Below are 17,959 nucleotides of genomic sequence, written 5' to 3' on the forward strand. Positions count from 1 at the left end.
TTTTTATTTTTAAAAAATTATATCTATAATTAGTGAGTAACTCGTGAGTTTATTAAACTCTTGGGTCACTTATGTAACCAATGATTGCAGAAGTTGCAGCAACAGCAGAGTTTGCAAGATATACTTTAGAACTTCTTGAACCCATGCGTCCTACAAAGTTACGGTTAGTTGTTGAAACTGCTACTTCATTATCTCCAAGTATCCCCATATATCCACCAAGACAAGCTCCACAGGTTGGGTTTGAAACAACTCCGCCTGCATCTATGATGATATCCATATATCCAAGTCTATATGCTTCTTTTAAAATTCTTTGAGTTGCAGGAGTTACAATTAGGCGAACATCTTCATGAACTCTCTTGCCCTTTAGTATCTCTGCTGCAATTTTTAAATCACCTAAACGACCATTTGTACAGCTACCTATAAAAGCTTGGTCAATTTTGATCTTATCTTTTACTGCTTTGCTAATTGGATGCCCATTGGATGGTAAAAATGGGTAAGCTATAACAGGTTCAAGATTAGCAACATCGATTTCTAATACTCTTACATAAGAAGCATCTTCATCAGAGTAGTGAATACGAGGTTCTCTAGCTAAGTTCTTATCCGCAAGAAACTCTTTAGTTACATCATCATAAGCAATTATTCCACTTTTTGCTCCAGCTTCAATTGCCATATTACACATAGAAAATCTATCATCCATATTTAGATATTCTATTGTAGAACCAGTAAATTCTAGTGTTTGATACAAGGCTCCATCAACACCAAGCATACGAATAATTTCTAAAATAATATCTTTACCAGTTGTATGAGCTTTTGGTTTTCCACTTAGGTTTACTTTTATAGATTCAGGAACTTTAAACCAGTTTCCTCCGCTAATCATTGCAAATGCTAAGTCAGTTGAACCCATACCTGTTGAAAATGCTCCTAAAGCACCATGTGTACAAGTATGTGAATCTGCACCGATGATTACATCACCAGGAACAACAAGTCCTTTTTCCGGTAAAAGTGCATGTTCGATTCCCATATCTTTTTCATCAAAAAAATTTTTAAGTTTATGCTTTTTTGCAAAGTCACGAGAGATTCTAGCTTGGTTTGCAGATGCAATATCTTTTGCAGGAATGAAATGGTCAAGAACGATTGAAAATCCATCAGGATTTGCTAAAACCTCTGCTCCACTATCTTCAAATGCTTTTATTGAGATGGGAGTCGTTATATCGTTTCCGATAACCATGTCGATGTTTGAGCGAATAATTTCTCCCGCAAAAACTTCTTTGCCGACATGCTCGGAGAATATTTTTTCTGTTATAGTTTGAGCCATAATGAACCTTTGAATGTATAATTAATGACGCGATTATAGCATCTAAGGTTTAAGTTTACTTTGTAGGTTTTGTAGAGTTAGCTTTTTGGCACATACTTTAACGCTTTTTTAGTGTACTCTGTTGAACAAAATAACATTGCTACAAAGATAGGATTTAGTTTTACACAATTATCTTCAATAGATTCAAAAATTTTAAAATCAAAGCCAGTACCATTTTCTGGATTCTGCGGGGTTACAACAAAAGTGATGGGAGATAAAGTTTTAACCATATTTAGAATTTTTTTACTTTTTTTAGCATTGTCATTTTCTAAAATATTAAAGTTTTGACCTTCGTCACTTTTGTGAGAATGTATAACTTCTTCTAAGATATCAAGCTTATCTTTAAAAACGGTTTTATTCCATGTTATGCTTAGATGCTCAGAATTAATTTTAGTGCCTTTATGCGTAAGTGGATTTGGCTTGTTCTTTTTCATAGCTTCGATAAGTCCAAGTAAAAAGTTTGCTCCACCAACATTTTGGGCACATTTACTCAACAGCATATGGATAAGCAGTTTTGCATCTTCATCTTGTTTATTAAAATTACACATATTTTATGAACTCTCTTTTTTGTATATTTTTTATTGTTTTAGTTATGACATTATACATTATTTAGTTGCGTATATGCTTATAATATCTAAGTATCAAATTAAAATTCAACCTTAAAATACCAAACAAGTTGTTTTGGCTTAAGCATATCGTAATAACAAACCTATTATTATGTCAAAAGTAAAACAAGACAAAATCTGTCCTGTTTAAAAATGAGGTAAAAAATGCAAGTATATTTAGATAATAATGCTACAACGATGGTTGACCAAAAAGTTGTAGAAGTGATGCAACCATTTTTTAGTGAAATGTATGGTAACCCCAACTCACTTCACAAATATGGAACCGCACCACACCCAGCTTTAAGCAAAGCAATAGACCAAGTATATACAGCTCTAAATGCTAGTGATAATGATGATATAGTTTTTACATCATGTGCAACAGAGTCAAACAACTGGGTTTTACAGTCTATCTTTACAGACAAGATAGTAAACGGAGATAAAAATCATATCGTAACAACAGAAGTTGAACATCCTTCCATTCTTTCAACCTGTAAGTTCTTGGAAGAACAAGGTGTAAAAGTCACTTACCTTCCTGTAAATGATCAAGGTATAGTTGAAGCTCAAACTGTAAAAGATTTTATAACAGATAAAACAGCTTTAGTTTCTATTATGTGGGCTTCAAATGAAACAGGAATGCTTTTTCCTATTAAAGAGATTGGAGAGATTTGTAAAGAAAAAGATGTTCTTTTTCACTCAGATGCTGTTCAAGCCATTGGTAAAATAAGAGTTGATTTACAAGCTACAAATATTGATTTTGTAAGTATGTCTGCTCATAAGTTTCATGGTCCAAAAGGTGTAGGTGCTTTATATATTAAAGATTCTCAAGCATTAACTCCACTTTTACATGGTGGAGAGCATATGGGAGGTCGTCGTTCAGGTACTTTAAATGTTCCTCTTATAGTTGGTATGGGTGAAGCAATAGAGCTTGCTACTAAAGATATAGAGATAACAGGTGCAAAAATCAGAGAAAAAAGAGATCGTTTAGAAGACGCTCTACTTGAACTCAGTGATACTTTTGTTGTTGGTGATAGATGGAACCGTACTCCAAATACTATCTTAATCTCGATTCGTGGAGTTGAAGGAGAAGGTATGCTTTGGGACTTAAATAACGGTGCAATAGGTGCTGCAACAGGTTCGGCTTGTGCAAGTGAAGATTTGGAAGCTAACACTGTTATGCTTGCAATCGGTGCTGATAATGAACTGGCTCATACGGGTATAAGATTAAGTCTTTCTCGTTTTACAACAGATGAAGAAATTGATTATACAATCGCTCATTTTAAAGGTGCAGTTACAAGATTAAGAGCTATTTCAAGCTCATTTGCAAAACAGCAACCAACTAAAGGTGGTGAAGTTCAAGAATGTGAGCTTCATCACCATTAATTGCTAAAGCAATTAATGGCACCTACATCTATTTATAACGAGAATTGAGCAAAAGCCCAACTCTCTGCGCTAGCCGCTAAGGCACTAAAGCTAGCTTCTGCGAAGCAGAAAAGAAATTTAAAAGAAGGATACGAAATGGCAAAAAGTGATATGTTAGGCGAAAGCCTTTGGGACGCGTACTCAGATAAAGTTACAACTCTTATGAACAACCCTCAGCACCAAGGAGAAATCTTTGAAGCAGAAGCAGAGCAAAGAGGTAACAAACTTATTGTTGCTGATTTTGGTGCAGAATCATGTGGAGATGCTGTTCGTCTTTACTGGGAAATAGACCCTAAAACAGACAAAATAGTAAATTCAAAATTTAAATCTTTTGGATGTGGTACAGCTATCGCATCTAGTGATGTAATGACTGAACTTTGTATTGGTAAAACAGTTCAAGAAGCTGTAAAAATTACAAATATTGATGTTGAAATGGCTCTTCGTGATGACCCTGAAACACCAGCAGTTCCACCGCAAAAAATGCACTGTTCTGTTATGGCTTATGATGTTATCAAAAAAGCAGCAGGTCTTTACTTAGGTGTAGATTCCGAGAGTTTTGAAGATGAAATCATAGTTTGTGAATGTGCAAGAGTTAGTCTTGGGACACTTCAAGAAGTAATCCGTTTAAATGATTTAACAACAATTGAGCAGATTACCGACTATACAAAAGCTGGTGGTTTTTGTAAGAGCTGTATTAAGCCAGGGGGACATGAAAGTAGAGAGTATTATTTAGTAGATATTCTTAGAGATACAAGAAAAGAAATGGATGAAGAGAAAATGAAAGCAGCAGCAGATGCTGGTGCAGATGGTAACTTTTCCGCTATGACTTTAGTTCAACAAATCAAAGCAGTAGATGCTGTTATTGATGAGAGTGTTCGTCAATTCTTAGTAATGGACGGCGGAGATATGGAAGTAATAGATATTAAAAATAGTGATGAGCATATTGATATTTATATTCGTTACTTAGGTGCTTGTAATGGCTGTGCGTCAAGTTCAACAGGTACACTTTATGCAATCGAGTCAACTTTAAAAGAAAAACTTTCTAAAAATATCCGCGTTTTACCTATTTAATAGCGGGTTCTCCGCTATTAAATTTCCTCACTAATTTTTCAACTCCTAAATTTTACTTTTAAATTCAGACTCTATTTTTTTCTTGACAACAGAAAAATTGTCAGATATAATGACAACAGAAAAATTGTCAAGAGGATTTAGTTATGAAAAACTGCGTTGGACAAGTTGTCAGAGGTAATGATTTTTGGGATAGAAAAATAGAGCTAGAAAGTATTTGGGATGCTATAGATTCTGGTAGCCATCTTCTTCTTGTAGCTCCAAGAAGAGTTGGTAAAACATCCATCATGCATAAGATTAAGGATGAACCAAAAGACGGCTATATAGTCATCTATATTGACACAGAATCTGCAGATAATGAGAATGAATTTTGGCATAAACTATTTAATGCAATGATAGAAGAAGATTTTATAAATAAATTAAAATCAAAATCAAAAGTTTTATATGAACAATTTAAAAATCTAAAGATAAAAAAGGTATCTATATCTGGAGTAGAGTTTGGAGATGGTCAAACTCTTGATTATGCAGTAGCATTTGAGAAAGTAGTCAAAGATTTAGATATAGATAAAAAATTAATTATTATGATAGATGAGTTTGCACAGACTATTGAAAATATCATAAAGTATGAAGATGTAAAAAATGCAAATTCTCTTTTAAAAGCACACCGTACTCTAAGACAAAATCCTAATATATCTAATAAAGTAACATTTATATATGCTGGTTCTATTGGTTTAGAGAGTGTTGTTTCTAAAATAAACTCTATTAAAATAATCAATGATTTAAATAGCATAAAAGTACTCCCCCTAATCGAAGCAGAAGCTTATAAATTCACAAGTCAACTATGTTCAAGTGTAAAAATAAAAATGAGTGAAAATGCTATAAAGTACTTTTTACAAAAGATAGAATGGCTTATACCTTTTTATATCCAGTTATTAATTCAAGAGTTGAAAATATTATCAAGAGAGAATACGAATAGATTACTAAATGAGGATGTAATTGATGAAGCTATTGATAAAGCATTGGAACATAGAAATTATTTTGAATCTTGGCAGACTAAGTTGAGAGAGTCTTTTTCTAATGATGAGTATCTTTTTACTAAAGAGATATTAAATATAATATCTGAAAGCAACACTATGGACTCATCGCAGATAATAAACATAGCTACTAAGCATTCACTAAATGAAGATGAAGCTAAAGATATGCTTCGTACTTTGATTTATGATGGCTATATCAATAATAATGAAAATCCAAAAATTTATAGATACAACTCTCCAATACTAAGACAATGGTGGAATAAAAATGTTGCAAACTAATTATGTAAGATATAAATACACTCCAGATGAGATGAGTGAAGATGAGTTTTTAGATAGGTTTGTTGTCAGAGAAGATGTGTTTAATGATATTTTTGAAGATTTAAAGTCATCAGATGATAGCAATACAAATCAGCACTACATAATCATAGGTCAAAGAGGACAAGGAAAAACAACACTGCTAAGAAAACTACAGATAGAAGTTAAAAATGATGATGAACTGTCTAAATTTTTATTACCTATAAAGTTTGCGGAAGAACAGTATCAAATTCGTTCTTTGTGTAGGTTATGGGAAGAAGTTGCTGAGTATCTTCAGACTTTATATGAAGATGAATTTAGCACTATATTAGACGATATGGAAAAGCATTTTGAAGATGATGATTATGATTTACAATGTTTTTCTTATTTGGAGTCAGTTGTAAAAACTAAAGGAAAAAAACTTCTCTTACTTATAGATAATCTAGATGAGTTGATAGGTAAACTTAGTGAAAAAGAGCAAAGACGATTAAGGGAGATTCTTATAAGTTCGTCTATCTTTCGTATAGTTGGTGGTTCTACTAAGATGCTAGAGCATCATCATGATTACTCTAAAGCTTTTTATGAGTACTTTAAAATCATAAAACTAAAAAGTTTAAACGCAAAAGAGAGTAGGGAGTTTTTACTTAGCATCGCAAGAGATGAGCAAAAAGAGAAGATACAAAATGTTATAGAAAACTCTCCCGCTAGAATAGAAACACTAAGAAGAATAACAGGGGGAGTTCCTAGAACTTTAGTGATGCTGTTTGATATATTTTTAGATGAAGAGGGAAATGCTTTTGATGATTTACTTAAAATACTAGATGAGGCTACACCTCTTTATAAACATCGAATGGATGATTTACCCTCAGGACTTCAAGAGATAGTTCATACAATTGCAATAAACTGGGATGGGATGCTAACAAGTGAGATAGCTAAAAAGACTAGAGAATCAAGTAAGTCAGTCTCAGCTCAACTAAAAAAACTTGAAAAGTATGAGATAGTTGAGTCAGAGTCCATAGGGAAAAATAAGATATACAAGATAAAAGAGAGATTTTTTAACATCTGGTATCTTATGCGTTTTGGTCGTAAAAAAGATAGACAGAGAGTTGAGTGGCTTGTTAAGTTTTTGGAGACTTGGTGTACACAAGAAGAACTAGAAGAGAGAGCGGTTAAGTTTATAAGTAGAGTTAAAAAAGGTGGAATAAGTTCATCTTTTGCATTTAATATGGCTGAGGCATATAGCTACCTTGAACTAGATATGGAGGTTGGATCAACATTAATGCTAGAAACTAAAAAATATCTTCAAAACATGAATTCTGTACTTAGTGAGGAACTTTCAGTATCTGATAAAGATGTAGTGGATAAAGCATTAAATTTTTTAACTAAGAATCAAATAGATATGGGACTCAATATTTTATTGAAATCTAATAAAAATAGTAAATATGTAATTTCACTAATTGGTAGCTTTTATATGTTAAAAGGTGAGTATAAAAATGCAGAAAAATATCTTTTATCAGGAGTAAAAAAAGGTTTTGTTGCAGTACAAGGTACCTTATCAGGATTATATTTTTTACAAGGAATTAATGCAAATAAATCACTTGAACTATTATTGAGTAATAGTTATATAAAAGATGATCCTAATAATAAATATCAATTGGCTATTGCTTTGTTATGGAATGAAAAATATTCAGATAGTTATGAAATTTTTATAAATTTAATAAAAAGTGAAATTTTTGTTACTGTTAGTAATTATTTAAGACTTCTTATCTCAAAAGGACAATACTACCAAGCAAAAAAATTCCTAGAGATGCCAGAGTATCAACTAAAAGAGAGATACAAACCAATTTGGTATGCATTGATGACACTAATGCAAGATGATTTCCCACATGAGATAAAGAAGATGGGAAGCGAACTTAAAGAGAGTGTAGATGAAGTTCTTAAAGAGATAGAAGTTTATAAAAAGAAGTATGCTGTTTAAATTTTTATCAAGCATAGTGTAAAGTTTTGTTAAAATACTTTCCATGTATGAAAAATTATATTCACAAATCACAGATGCTCTTGTAAATGACGGTTATGTAGTTATTACAAATGCGCTTGAAAAAGAACTCCCTTTAGCCCTTTTTAACGAAGCAAAAAATGAGCAAGACTTTAAAAAAGCAGGTATATCTAGTTTGGGAGATTTGCATCTAGATAGTGACAGACGAAGAGATAAAATATCTTGGTTAAGTAGAAGTGCAGATGCTCAAGGGGATTTTTTAGATTTTACATCTGGATTACAAGAGTATTTAAACAGAGAGCTGTATCTTGGACTATCTTATTATGAGAGTCATTTTGCCATCTATGAAGAGGGTGATTTTTATGAGACTCACTTAGACTGCTTTAAAAACTCTAAAAATCGTGTTGTAACTACTGTTTATTATCTAAATGAAGATTGGAATGATAATGATGGTGGAGAGCTTGTTGTTTATGATGAAGATGATAATTTTTTAGCAAAAGTAAAACCAGATGCTAACACACTCATAGTTTTTATGAGTGAGAAATTTCCACATGAAGTCCTACCAGCAAAGAGAAAAAGATACTCAATTGCAGGTTGGTTTAGAATAGATAAAGTTTAAAGTTCTTTTCCATGAATCATACTAGATATTAGTCCTTTTTCACCTCTGTGTTCTGCAATTATAACTCCGATGATATGAATAGGTACAAAATACATAATGACTTGAAAAACTAACTCATGTATCTCTTTTATATCATGAGCAGTAGTTTTTAAAAGTCCTAAACCTTGATAGAAGTAAATGATAAAACCACTAATACTCATAAAAATAAGAGTTCCATAGATAAAAAAGTATGATAAATAAACTGCTTTTTTGTGTAAATCTAAAGCGAAAAAACTCTTTTTATTTGAAGTGTCTTTAAACATTAAATAGATTCTAAAAGCAATCAATATAACAAGAGCATAACCCAAAATAATATGCCATTCCCACATACCAGCACGAACAGCTTTTGCTAAAACTTTTGCTTGAGTTGCTGTTATTTCTATATCAATATCTGCTAATTTATTTAACAGTATTTCAGAATTAGTTCTCCAACTCAAAAAAGTTTTGCGTAAAAATACAGTTGCTAGAAGTCCTAAGATGACGAGTGCATGAAGCCAATGCCAGATTCTAAAGTAGAGTGAGTATTTCATTATTTATCCATTCCTTGAAGTATAAATGCTCCATATATAGAAGGAGAGTAACCTTTGTCTTTTAAACTATCTCTTGCCATTTTATAACCCTTTGCATAGTTTCCATCTTTAGCGTATGAGTGAAAAGTTATCATAAACTCTTTTGTTCCTTCATCATCGATAGCCCATAAAGAAGATAAAACAGCCTTGCTTCCTCCAAGAAAAAAGCTTCTACTTAGTCCTAAGTAATCATTTGCACTTGCACTACTTCCAAGACCACTTTCACACGCTGAGAGGACTACTAAATTTGCTTTTAGAGGTTTAGAGAAGATTTCATCTGCACTAAGAGCATCTGCTTTTTTTCCATCACTTAAAAGTAATACCGATTTAAGAGGCTCGTTTTTTACAAATAGGCCATGCGTTGCAAAGTGAAGAACATTTACTCCTTTGCCAATAGCCTCTCTCATATTTGCCTTAGTAGCATCTGCATTTAACAGAGCTTTTTGATTGTAAACTTTTGCTAAAGCTATCGCTTCATTTTGCGCACCTTGAAGTTGCACAGCATCACCACCAAAGTTAGGATTTCCGATAATTACAGCTTTGTTTGAGTTAATTTTTACATCTTTTAGGTTTATCCATGAGGCTGTTGGCAAGAGTAGTGGAGTAAATTCAATGTCTAGCATTCCCCATGGAATGAAGTTTGTATCTTTGTTTGCTACGATAAAAATATTTTTACTTTTAGTTTTAAAAGTAAAGTTTAGAGTTAGTTTCTTTATCAAAGTATCTATGGAGTTTGGTTTTTTGATAGAGCTTTTTGTGAGAAGTTTTTGAAGACCTCTTGTTTTACTAGAATCAATACCAAGCAAATCAGACAATTCTTTAAGATTATCTCCAAGTTCTTCATATGTAATATCTAGATGCTCAAAAGAATAAGAGGAGTTTGATATAGATAAATAGGTGATTTTCTCACCCTTAGTAACAGGAAGAAAATATATAAGAGAGTTTTCACCAAGACTTTTCTGAGTTTGTTTTAGTGAACTTGACCAAACCGATACAACACTTGAGAGTTTTGCATTATTTACTTTTAGTTCTTTTTTCTTTTTTTCTTTTTCTTGCATAAGAGTTTGTAGTTTTTTAACACCTTTTGTATTATCAACTCCAACTGCTGTGTTTAAAATAATTAGTCTATTTATCTCTTTATCAAGTTTGTATATCTCTTTTAAAATAGGATTTTGTTCATTTAGTGTTCTTGAAGCGAGAATATCTACAAAAGCTCTAGCTCGACTCTCTTCAGCATCTACAAATAACTTCTCATAATCTTGTTTTTTGATGTCATAACGAATCAAAGCAAGAACAATATCATCTTTGTTAAAACCAAATTTTCTTTTTGAGCTATCACTTGCTAAAGATGAACTAAGTGAGTTTACTGTGTTTGCTGCTCTAATGTAGGCTGCTTCAGCTTCATTTGGACGACCTAGTTTTTCAAAAGTTTCTCCACGAAGCATCTCGATGCGCCAAACAAAGTCTAAGAAGCCATTTTTTAGTGAATAATTTAGTGCAATTTTTCCAGCTTCGTTACATTTGTCATATTGTCCTGTGCGATTAAATACTCTTGCTTTTAGTGCTAAAACAGTTGCTTTTCCTTTTGTGTAGCGTATTTTGTCAAAAAATGCTATGGCTTTTGCAAAGTTCTCGTCCGCTTCTTTATTTAAGTCAAGGGCAAGCTGAGCAGATGCTAACATTGTAAGGTTAGTTGCATCCCCATAGTAAGTATCAAGATGAAGTTTTACAAATTGTCCATATAACCAGTGGTTTGAAACAAAGCGAAGTGCGTTGTACCTTTTGTCTGCTTCATTTGCAAAGTAATAAGCTCTTTCATAATCTTCTTTAAGAGTGTACATCGCTGCTAGTGCGGTGTATGAGCGAAGTTGAGCAGTAGTTGTTGCTACAAGTTCACTCATGTTTGATGGTGGCGACATATATGAGGTTGGGAGTTCCCAATTACCTATGCTTAGAAGTACAGACTCTAAATCTATTTTAGCATTTTTATAATCCCCCGCCCAAACGAAACTCTCACCTCTCAAAGCGATACAGTTTAGATTTGAGTTAAAGCTTAGTTTTTCATATTTTTGACAAGTTTTAGCTTCATTTATAGCGTCATATCCAAGTCCCATCATCATTAAAACTTTCATCTTTAGCATAGATGCTTGCCACAACATTTTGTTGTCTTTAGAAGTTTGTACGATTGTGTCAAGCGCTTTTAGTGCTTTTTGTCCATCTCCACCAAGATAGTTGTTGTATGCGATTTCTAAATTTGGAGTTACAGTTATTTCATAGGAGTTTAATTCACCTACTTTAGGAAATGATAGCTTTGCTTTTGAGATATTTTGTATCTCAACACTATCTTTAGGATATATCTTTAAAAAAGTTTGAATGTTATCAACTTTAGTTGGTTTAATTATTTTATTTTGTGGAATAGCCACACTTCCCCCATAACCACTAAGTAAAAATATTAACAGAGTTAGAGATATATATTTAAACATATGAGAACCTTTTTTTGTTTGTGCTATTATATCAAATATGAAATTGATTAAAATTGATACTATAAATATAGAAGAATTAAATATATATCATCAGCTAAGAGATAAAGCATTTACAAGTGATAATAGTTTTATAGCCGACTCCCCAAAGGTTGTAAATATTCTCTTAAAAACTAATATAGAAGTTAAAAGTATTTTAGCAACTTTAGAGTATTATGAAGAGTTTAAAGAGTTGATTTTACAAAAAGATATTGCTAAACTTTATGTTGCTACAAAAGAGCAGATGCAAGGTATAGTAGGGCATAAAATTCATCATAATTGTATGCTTCATGGCATCCGTCCGCCTGAGAGTTCTCTTAGTGAGTTGGGTGAGCAAATCATAATGCTTGATAATATAACTTCAAGTGAAAATGTCGGCTCAATCGCTAGAAGTGCGGCAGGACTTGGTGTTGGCTCTTACTTGTTAGCAAAACAATCTCCTCATCCATTTGCAAGACGAGCTTTGAGGGTTTCTATGGGTTATGCATCTAGACTTAAAATACATAGATATGCAGATATTTTTCAAACCATAAAAGAGCTAAAAAAAGATGCTTATAAAATATACGCGGCTGAAATAAGTCTAGATGCTACTAAGTTATCCCAAGTAAAACCGAGTGAAAAATGGGTACTTCTTATGGGGCACGAAGGACAAGGAATATCTAAAGAAGTCTTAGAAATATGCGATGAAACTGTAAGCATAGAGATGAGTGAAGATGTTAAAAGTTTTAATGTAGGAGTTGCTGCTTCTATTATGATGTATCAGTTTGTAAATAAGGTTTAGAGGTGCATTTAATCATAATAATACTAAAATATGTAAAGAATAAAATTGGGGGAAGAATATGAAAAGTGTTTACATAGGTCGCCAACCAATTTTAGATAGCTCAGGTAAGATTAGTGCTTATGAAATTTTATATAGAGATGGCTCAAAAGAGAGTAATTTTAGTGATAATCGTTTTGCATCTGCTTCTGTTATCAGTAGTATTTTAAATAAATTTGGTACGAATTCTCTGCTTGGAAATCATAGTGCTTTTATAAAAATAGATGCAAAATTTCTTCTTCATGATATTATTTTTGATATTCCAAAAGAGTTTTTTATATTTTCAATTTTTGAAAGTATCGAACTAAGCGAGAGGGTTGTTGAGAGAGTAGAACAACTTCATGAAAAAGGTTACAAACTTGCTTTAAATGATATAAGTTTAGATGCAACAAAAATGAAAAAATTTGCACCAATATTTAAAGAATTATCATATATTAAAATCAATTTTAATGAAGAACTTGATAAAGATATAGAAGTTATGATAAGAGAGCTAAAAACACATAGCATACAAGTAATAGGTTCTAAAATAGAGACTAATGAACGATATAAAGTGGCTGAAAATGTAGGCTGCGAGATGTTTCAGGGTTACTATTTTGCAAAGCCAAATATTATAAAAAATGCAAAATTTGAGCCTTCTCAAGCTAATGTTTTAAGACTTTATAATCTTCTTATAAATGATACAAATATAGATGAAATAACAAGAGAATTTGAAAAGAACTATGAGATAACAGTTCAGCTTCTACGCTATATGAACTCTGCAATGTTTCATTTTAAAAAGCGTATCTCTACTATACATCATGTTCTTACTCTTATGGGAAGACAACCTCTAGCTAAATGGCTAATGCTTATGATTTACTCAAAATCAGTAAGTAGAGATGCTAAACATTCGCCGTTGATGTTAATGGTAAAAAGTAGAACAGAGTTGATGGAAAACATCTTAATAGCTGTAAAACCTGAAGTTAGAAGTAATATGTTAGGTGAAGCATATTTTATAGGAGTTTTATCTCTTTTGGATACTCTTTTTGGTGTTGAATTAGAGAGGATTTTAAATGAGATTTATGTAAGTCAAGATGTTAAAGATGTGTTACTTGGCTTTAATGAAGGTATTTTAAATGATGTATTTACTTTGGTTATGGATATAGAAGAGTTTGATGTGTTGGCTTTAGATAAATTTTCTTTAAAGTATAAGTTGGAACCAACAGTGATAAAAAAAGTTATCATTAAAAGCATACAAAATGTTAATGAATTTGAAAAAGAGATGTTATAAAAGGGTATAGATGAACGGCACAAAAAGAGCAAATATAAAACATGGAAAAAGTGTGGCAATAGTTTTAAAACAAGACCAATCAAGTGGACTTTTAACAGATGGTATAGTTAGAGATATTTTAACTTCGTCACCATCTCACCCTCATGGCATTAAGGTGCGTCTTATGAGTGGTGAAGTTGGTAGAGTAAAGGAGATATATTGAAATTTTCTTCACTCCCATTATCAAAAGAGATGCTACATAACCTTAATGAGATAGGTTATAAAGAAATGACTGATATTCAAGCAGAGTCTTTGCCTTTTATTTTAGATGGTAAAGATGTTATTGCCCAGGCAAAAACAGGTTCTGGAAAAACTGCTGCTTTTGGCATCGGGTTACTAAGTAGGCTCAAAGTAAAAGAGTTTAGAGTTCAGTCACTTATACTTTGTCCTACAAGAGAGTTAGCTGATCAAGTTGCAAAAGAGCTTAGACTTTTAGCTCGTGGAACTCATAATGTTAAAATATTGACTCTTTGTGGAGGAGCTGCTTTTGGTCCACAACTAGGCTCACTTCGTCATGGTGCACATATCATAGTTGGAACTCCAGGGAGAATCTTAAAGCATCTGAAAAAAGAAATTCTTAGCTTAGAGCATCTAGAGATGCTAGTTCTTGATGAAGCAGATAGAATGTTAGATATGGGTTTTAAAGAGGAGATAGATGAGGTTTTGAGTTTTTGTAAAAAGAGAAAACAAACGCTACTTTTTTCAGCGACATACGCAGATGATGTTATACAAGTTAGTAAAAATCTTCAGCATGAAGCAGTAAGTATTAAAACTATTTCGACAGAAAAACAAAACAATATACAAGAGAGATTTTATGAAAGCTCACAGCATCAAAAGTTAGAGATACTTATAGATATATTTAGTAATTTTAAACCTGAAAATGTTATTGTCTTTACAAACACCAAAATCCAAGCAAAAGAATTAGCTCAAAGTCTGCAAAAGAAAAAGATAGATGCTCTTGCTATTCATGGTGAACTAGAACAGTACGAGAGAAATGATGTTCTTGTTCAGTTTGCAAATAAAAGTTGTCCTATTTTAGTGGCAACAGATGTAGCGGCAAGAGGTTTAGATATAAAAGAGCTTTCAATGGTTGTAAACTATGATTTACCTCATTTAAGTGAAACTTATACACATCGCATCGGAAGAACAGGCAGAGCAGGTAAAGATGGTTTGGCTTTTACTCTTTTTTGCTCTCATGAGATAGAAAATATTGATGAGTATAAAAATGAAACAAGACTTTTTGAAGACGCGTCGAGTTTAAAAAAGGTAAATGGTTTTGAGATGAAACCAAAGTATATTACGCTTGTAATAGAAGGTGGTAAAAAAGATAAGGTTCGTGCGGGAGATATCTTAGGAGCCTTAACGGGAGATGCTGGACTTCAAGGTAGTAGTATCGGAAAGATAGATATTTACGATAGACAAAGTTATGTAGCGATTGAGAGTAAACTTATAGATGAAGCACATAAAAAACTAAACACGGGCAAAATAAAAAATAAAAATTTTTCTGTTTGGGCATTATAAAAATTTAGGAGTGAGTATTGAGTATATATGACTACAAGGTAAAGATGATTAATGGCAAAGAGATTTCTATGTCTAGGTATAAGGGTAAGGTTTTACTTATCGTAAATGTTGCAAGTACTTGTGGTATGACACCACAATATGAAGGGCTAGAGAAGCTTTTTAAAACTTACAAAAAGAAAGGTTTTATGGTTTTGGGTTTTCCATCAAATGAGTTTGGGCAACAAGAGAGTGAAGGAAATGAAGAAATTGCAAAGTTTTGTAAAAATACTCATCAAGTAAATTTTGATATGTTTGAGAAAATCAAGGTAAATGGAGATGATGCCATACCTCTTTATAAGTTCTTGAGAAAAGAACAAAAAGGGCTTTTGTGGAGTGAAAAAATCAAATGGAATTTTACAAAATTTTTAGTAGATGCTAAAGGAAATGTACTTAAAAGATACGCTTCACCAACAACTCCAGCTGGTATAGAGAGTGACATTAAGGAATTATTAGAAAAATAATCTTAAGAAATAATTAATAACATCATAGATACAATAAATGTAATATAATTTTAGGTGAGATGATGAATGATGAATTATTCTTTGCCCCTGAAGATGATAGTTGTCAGGTTGAGGAAAAAGAAAAATATAAAATTTTAATTGTTGATGATGATGATGAGGTACATGCTTTTACTAAACTTGCACTTAAAGATTTTTTCTATAAGGGGAAAGCTTTAGACTTGATTAGTGCTTACAATCAAGAAGAAGCTAGAGTGGCTTTGTTTCGAAGTGAAGATATAGCTGTAATACTTTTAGATGTAGTTATGGAAACAAACACTACTGGGCTTGATATCGCGAAGTATATACGAGAAGACTTACAAAATGATATGTGTCGTATTATCATAAGAACAGGACAGCCAGGAGAAGCACCTGAGCGTTTTGTGATAGACAACTATGATATAAATGATTATAAAGAAAAAACAGAATTAACAGCAGATAAGTTATATACAACAATCAGAACAGCTTTGGTTCAGTACAATCAACTCATAGACCTACTAAATAAAAAAGATGAAATATATAAGCTTCTTACAACCGATAAGCTAACATCACTTCCAAATCGTGTAAAGTTAAACTATGACCTTGATTCAGATGCTTATCAAACTTTGATGCTTATTGATATAGATAGATTTTCACTTCTAAATGATGCTTATGGTTTTGAGATAGGTGATAAAGTTTTAATCCATGTTAAAGATATATTAAAAAAACTTTTAAAAAAAGATATGACACTTTATAGGCTAGATGCTGATGTGTTTGCCATCTTGTTAAGTGATAGTAAAACAGAGTATCTCTCAGATGAGGTAGATGCGCTAAAAGCAATTTTAGATAATTCACCATTGGAAATAGGTACGCTTTCTTTGTATATAAATGTTAGTATAGGGATAGTTCATTATGAACTTGGAAACATAATCCAAAAAGCTGGAATTGCTCTCAGACAAGCAAGAAAAATTTCACGAAATAGAGTTGAGTACTATACAGATGCCTCAGAGTTTACGAAAATTATAGAGTATAACAATCTTTGGACAGCGAGGATAGTAGAAGCTTTAGTAAATGACAAGATTTTAGCTTATTTTCAGCCAATAATAGAGTGCTCAAGTAACACAATTACAAAGTATGAAACTTTAGTAAGGTTAGAGTACGATGGAGAGATTTATTCTCCTTTTTATTTCTTAGATACAGCAAGACAAGCGGGTTATTTACATAAGATAACTTGTAGAGTTTTCCAAAAAGCTTGTCAAAAATTTCAAAATAATGACCTGATGTTTTCAGTAAATATAACGGACCATGACTTAACTGAGAGTGGTTTTATAAGCTTTATAGTTCAAACAGCAAAAGAGTATAAAATACAAAGTTCTAGAATTGTTTTTGAGATTTTAGAAGAGGTAAGCATGAATGAAAACAAGCTTGCAACTGAAAATTTAGCAAGACTTGCAGAACTAGGATTCAACCTAAGTATAGATGACTTTGGGACGCAATGCTCAAACTTCGCGCAATTAGGCAGTCATAAATATGAAAGCATAAAGATAGATGGAAAGTTTATAAAAGATATAAATGAAAACAAAAATTCTAAAATTATTACAGAGTCTATTTTATTTTTTACGAATAAAATTGGCTTTAAAACAGTCGCTGAGTATGTTCACTCTAAAGAAGTTTATGAAACCATAAAAGAGTTGGGTGTTGATTATGCCCAAGGTTTTTACTTTGGTGAACCAAAAGCAGACCTCATAGAGTTGACAAAAGAGTTAAAATGAAAATTTTAACTCTTTTGTCAACTCTTTTTATTTTCAATACAGCTACTTTTGCAAGTGAAAAAGAAGATGTTTTAAAAGCGATAATGCTAAATAAAATAAGTCAATTTATAAGTTATGAAGAAAATCAAAAAGAGTTTGTTATTTGTATCTATAATGATGAGGATATGGCAGATACATTTAACGAGTTATATAAGGTAAGAAAATATAAAAAACTACCTATAAAAGTTATAAATATAACATCAATAAAAAATCTTTCAGAGTGTGATATATTTTACGCAAAAGAACCATCCAAGCAAGATTTAAAAGTTATCTCTTCTTTAAAACAACCATACACTCTTTTAGTTACAGATGAGCCAAAGTTTTTAGAAAAAGGTTTTATGCTATCGCTTTTTGTCCGTGATAGTAAAATCAGCTTTTCTATAAATCAACAAGCACTCTTAGATGCAAACTTAAAAGTAAATTATAGACTTTTAAAAGTAGCATCTAAGGTTATAAACCCAGTAGAGCATTGA

Annotated in this window: 16 protein-coding genes; 12 read left to right on the top strand and 4 right to left on the bottom strand. The window is 32.0% G+C overall.

The genetic code is table 11. The annotated features are described in order from the left end of the window. Positions 1–52: 52 nt before the first annotated feature. Together MOV50_RS07030 and MOV50_RS07035 are read right to left on the bottom strand one after the other, a co-directional pair. Positions 53–1,315, bottom strand: a complete 1,263-nt coding sequence (locus tag MOV50_RS07030) for a 3-isopropylmalate dehydratase large subunit (protein WP_321777204.1) — start codon at positions 1,313–1,315, stop codon at positions 53–55. 77 nt (positions 1,316–1,392) lie between these two features. Next, positions 1,393–1,902, bottom strand: coding sequence for a hypothetical protein (locus tag MOV50_RS07035; protein WP_321777205.1), 510 nt, complete (start codon positions 1,900–1,902; stop codon positions 1,393–1,395). Between the two features lie 222 nt (positions 1,903–2,124). Between MOV50_RS07035 and MOV50_RS07040 the strand changes: the two genes are divergently transcribed. The 5 genes from MOV50_RS07040 (at position 2,125) to MOV50_RS07060 (ending at position 8,389) form a co-directional block, all read left to right on the top strand. Beyond that, positions 2,125–3,339, top strand: coding sequence for a NifS family cysteine desulfurase (locus MOV50_RS07040; protein WP_321777206.1), 1,215 nt, complete (start codon positions 2,125–2,127; stop codon positions 3,337–3,339). 135 nt (positions 3,340–3,474) lie between these two features. After that, positions 3,475–4,449: an iron-sulfur cluster assembly scaffold protein gene (locus tag MOV50_RS07045; protein ID WP_321777207.1), complete on the top strand. Its 975-nt coding sequence runs from the start codon at positions 3,475–3,477 to the stop codon at positions 4,447–4,449. 143 nt (positions 4,450–4,592) lie between these two features. After that, a complete protein-coding gene (locus tag MOV50_RS07050) occupies positions 4,593–5,759 on the top strand; it encodes an ATP-binding protein (protein ID WP_321777208.1) in 1,167 nt (388 codons plus the stop codon). Continuing rightward, positions 5,746–7,752 carry a winged helix-turn-helix domain-containing protein gene (locus MOV50_RS07055; RefSeq protein WP_321777209.1) on the top strand — a complete coding sequence of 669 codons (2,007 nt, stop codon included), beginning with the start codon at positions 5,746–5,748 and terminating at the stop codon, positions 7,750–7,752. Before MOV50_RS07050 ends, MOV50_RS07055 begins: the two co-directional genes overlap by 14 nt. Positions 7,753–7,795: 43 nt before the next feature. Further along, on the top strand, positions 7,796–8,389 hold the full coding sequence (locus MOV50_RS07060; RefSeq protein WP_321777210.1) for a 2OG-Fe(II) oxygenase: 594 nt from the start codon (positions 7,796–7,798) through the stop codon (positions 8,387–8,389). On the opposite strand, the gene MOV50_RS07065 is transcribed toward MOV50_RS07060, so the two are convergent. Together MOV50_RS07065 and MOV50_RS07070 are read right to left on the bottom strand one after the other, a co-directional pair. Continuing rightward, positions 8,386–8,958, bottom strand: a complete 573-nt coding sequence (locus MOV50_RS07065; protein ID WP_321777211.1) for a cytochrome b/b6 domain-containing protein — start codon at positions 8,956–8,958, stop codon at positions 8,386–8,388. The genes MOV50_RS07060 and MOV50_RS07065 overlap by 4 nt on opposite strands. Continuing rightward, entirely contained in the window at positions 8,958–11,480 is a 2,523-nt protein-coding gene (locus tag MOV50_RS07070; RefSeq protein WP_321777212.1) for a CHAT domain-containing protein, read from the bottom strand. The genes MOV50_RS07065 and MOV50_RS07070 overlap by 1 nt, the downstream gene beginning before the upstream one ends. Before the next feature lie 37 nt (positions 11,481–11,517). On the opposite strand from MOV50_RS07070, the gene MOV50_RS07075 reads away from it, so the two are divergent. The 7 genes from MOV50_RS07075 (at position 11,518) to MOV50_RS07105 (ending at position 17,959) form a co-directional block, all read left to right on the top strand. Further along, positions 11,518–12,297, top strand: coding sequence for an RNA methyltransferase (locus MOV50_RS07075; RefSeq protein ID WP_321777213.1), 780 nt, complete (start codon positions 11,518–11,520; stop codon positions 12,295–12,297). A 58-nt stretch (positions 12,298–12,355) separates the two neighbouring features. Further along, complete coding sequence (locus tag MOV50_RS07080) at positions 12,356–13,600, top strand: EAL and HDOD domain-containing protein (RefSeq protein ID WP_321777214.1); 1,245 nt, start codon at positions 12,356–12,358, stop codon at positions 13,598–13,600. 10 nt (positions 13,601–13,610) lie between these two features. Beyond that, positions 13,611–13,802, top strand: coding sequence for a YwbE family protein (locus MOV50_RS07085; protein ID WP_321777215.1), 192 nt, complete (start codon positions 13,611–13,613; stop codon positions 13,800–13,802). Continuing rightward, on the top strand, positions 13,799–15,160 hold the full coding sequence (dbpA, locus tag MOV50_RS07090; RefSeq protein ID WP_321777216.1) for an ATP-dependent RNA helicase DbpA: 1,362 nt from the start codon (positions 13,799–13,801) through the stop codon (positions 15,158–15,160). The genes MOV50_RS07085 and dbpA overlap by 4 nt, the downstream gene beginning before the upstream one ends. A 17-nt stretch (positions 15,161–15,177) precedes the next feature. After that, the gene (locus MOV50_RS07095; RefSeq protein WP_321777217.1) at positions 15,178–15,660 is read left to right on the top strand and encodes a glutathione peroxidase; all 483 of its coding nucleotides are present in this window, start codon (positions 15,178–15,180) and stop codon (positions 15,658–15,660) included. 62 nt (positions 15,661–15,722) lie between these two features. Beyond that, positions 15,723–17,447 carry an EAL domain-containing protein gene (locus MOV50_RS07100; protein WP_321777218.1) on the top strand — a complete coding sequence of 575 codons (1,725 nt, stop codon included), beginning with the start codon at positions 15,723–15,725 and terminating at the stop codon, positions 17,445–17,447. Continuing rightward, complete coding sequence (locus MOV50_RS07105) at positions 17,444–17,959, top strand: YfiR family protein (protein ID WP_321777219.1); 516 nt, start codon at positions 17,444–17,446, stop codon at positions 17,957–17,959. Before MOV50_RS07100 ends, MOV50_RS07105 begins: the two co-directional genes overlap by 4 nt.

Source organism: Sulfurimonas sp. (assembly GCF_029027585.1).
Lineage (GTDB): Bacteria > Campylobacterota > Campylobacteria > Campylobacterales > Sulfurimonadaceae > Sulfurimonas.

Excerpts from the sequence above, each read along its gene's own strand:
- MOV50_RS07030 (WP_321777204.1), bottom strand. The coding sequence starts at position 1,315 with ATGGCTCAAACTATAACAGAAAAAATATTCTCCGAGCATGTCGGCAAA.
- MOV50_RS07075 (WP_321777213.1), top strand. The coding sequence starts at position 11,518 with ATGAAATTGATTAAAATTGATACTATAAATATAGAAGAATTAAATATA.
- MOV50_RS07050 (WP_321777208.1), top strand. The coding sequence starts at position 4,593 with ATGAAAAACTGCGTTGGACAAGTTGTCAGAGGTAATGATTTTTGGGAT.
- MOV50_RS07085 (WP_321777215.1), top strand. The coding sequence starts at position 13,611 with ATGAACGGCACAAAAAGAGCAAATATAAAACATGGAAAAAGTGTGGCA.
- MOV50_RS07105 (WP_321777219.1), top strand. The coding sequence starts at position 17,444 with ATGAAAATTTTAACTCTTTTGTCAACTCTTTTTATTTTCAATACAGCT.
- MOV50_RS07040 (WP_321777206.1), top strand. The coding sequence starts at position 2,125 with ATGCAAGTATATTTAGATAATAATGCTACAACGATGGTTGACCAAAAA.
- MOV50_RS07055 (WP_321777209.1), top strand. The coding sequence starts at position 5,746 with ATGTTGCAAACTAATTATGTAAGATATAAATACACTCCAGATGAGATG.
- MOV50_RS07065 (WP_321777211.1), bottom strand. The coding sequence starts at position 8,958 with ATGAAATACTCACTCTACTTTAGAATCTGGCATTGGCTTCATGCACTC.
- MOV50_RS07045 (WP_321777207.1), top strand. The coding sequence starts at position 3,475 with ATGGCAAAAAGTGATATGTTAGGCGAAAGCCTTTGGGACGCGTACTCA.
- MOV50_RS07035 (WP_321777205.1), bottom strand. The coding sequence starts at position 1,902 with ATGTGTAATTTTAATAAACAAGATGAAGATGCAAAACTGCTTATCCAT.
- MOV50_RS07100 (WP_321777218.1), top strand. The coding sequence starts at position 15,723 with ATGAATGATGAATTATTCTTTGCCCCTGAAGATGATAGTTGTCAGGTT.
- MOV50_RS07060 (WP_321777210.1), top strand. The coding sequence starts at position 7,796 with ATGTATGAAAAATTATATTCACAAATCACAGATGCTCTTGTAAATGAC.
- MOV50_RS07070 (WP_321777212.1), bottom strand. The coding sequence starts at position 11,480 with ATGTTTAAATATATATCTCTAACTCTGTTAATATTTTTACTTAGTGGT.
- MOV50_RS07080 (WP_321777214.1), top strand. The coding sequence starts at position 12,356 with ATGAAAAGTGTTTACATAGGTCGCCAACCAATTTTAGATAGCTCAGGT.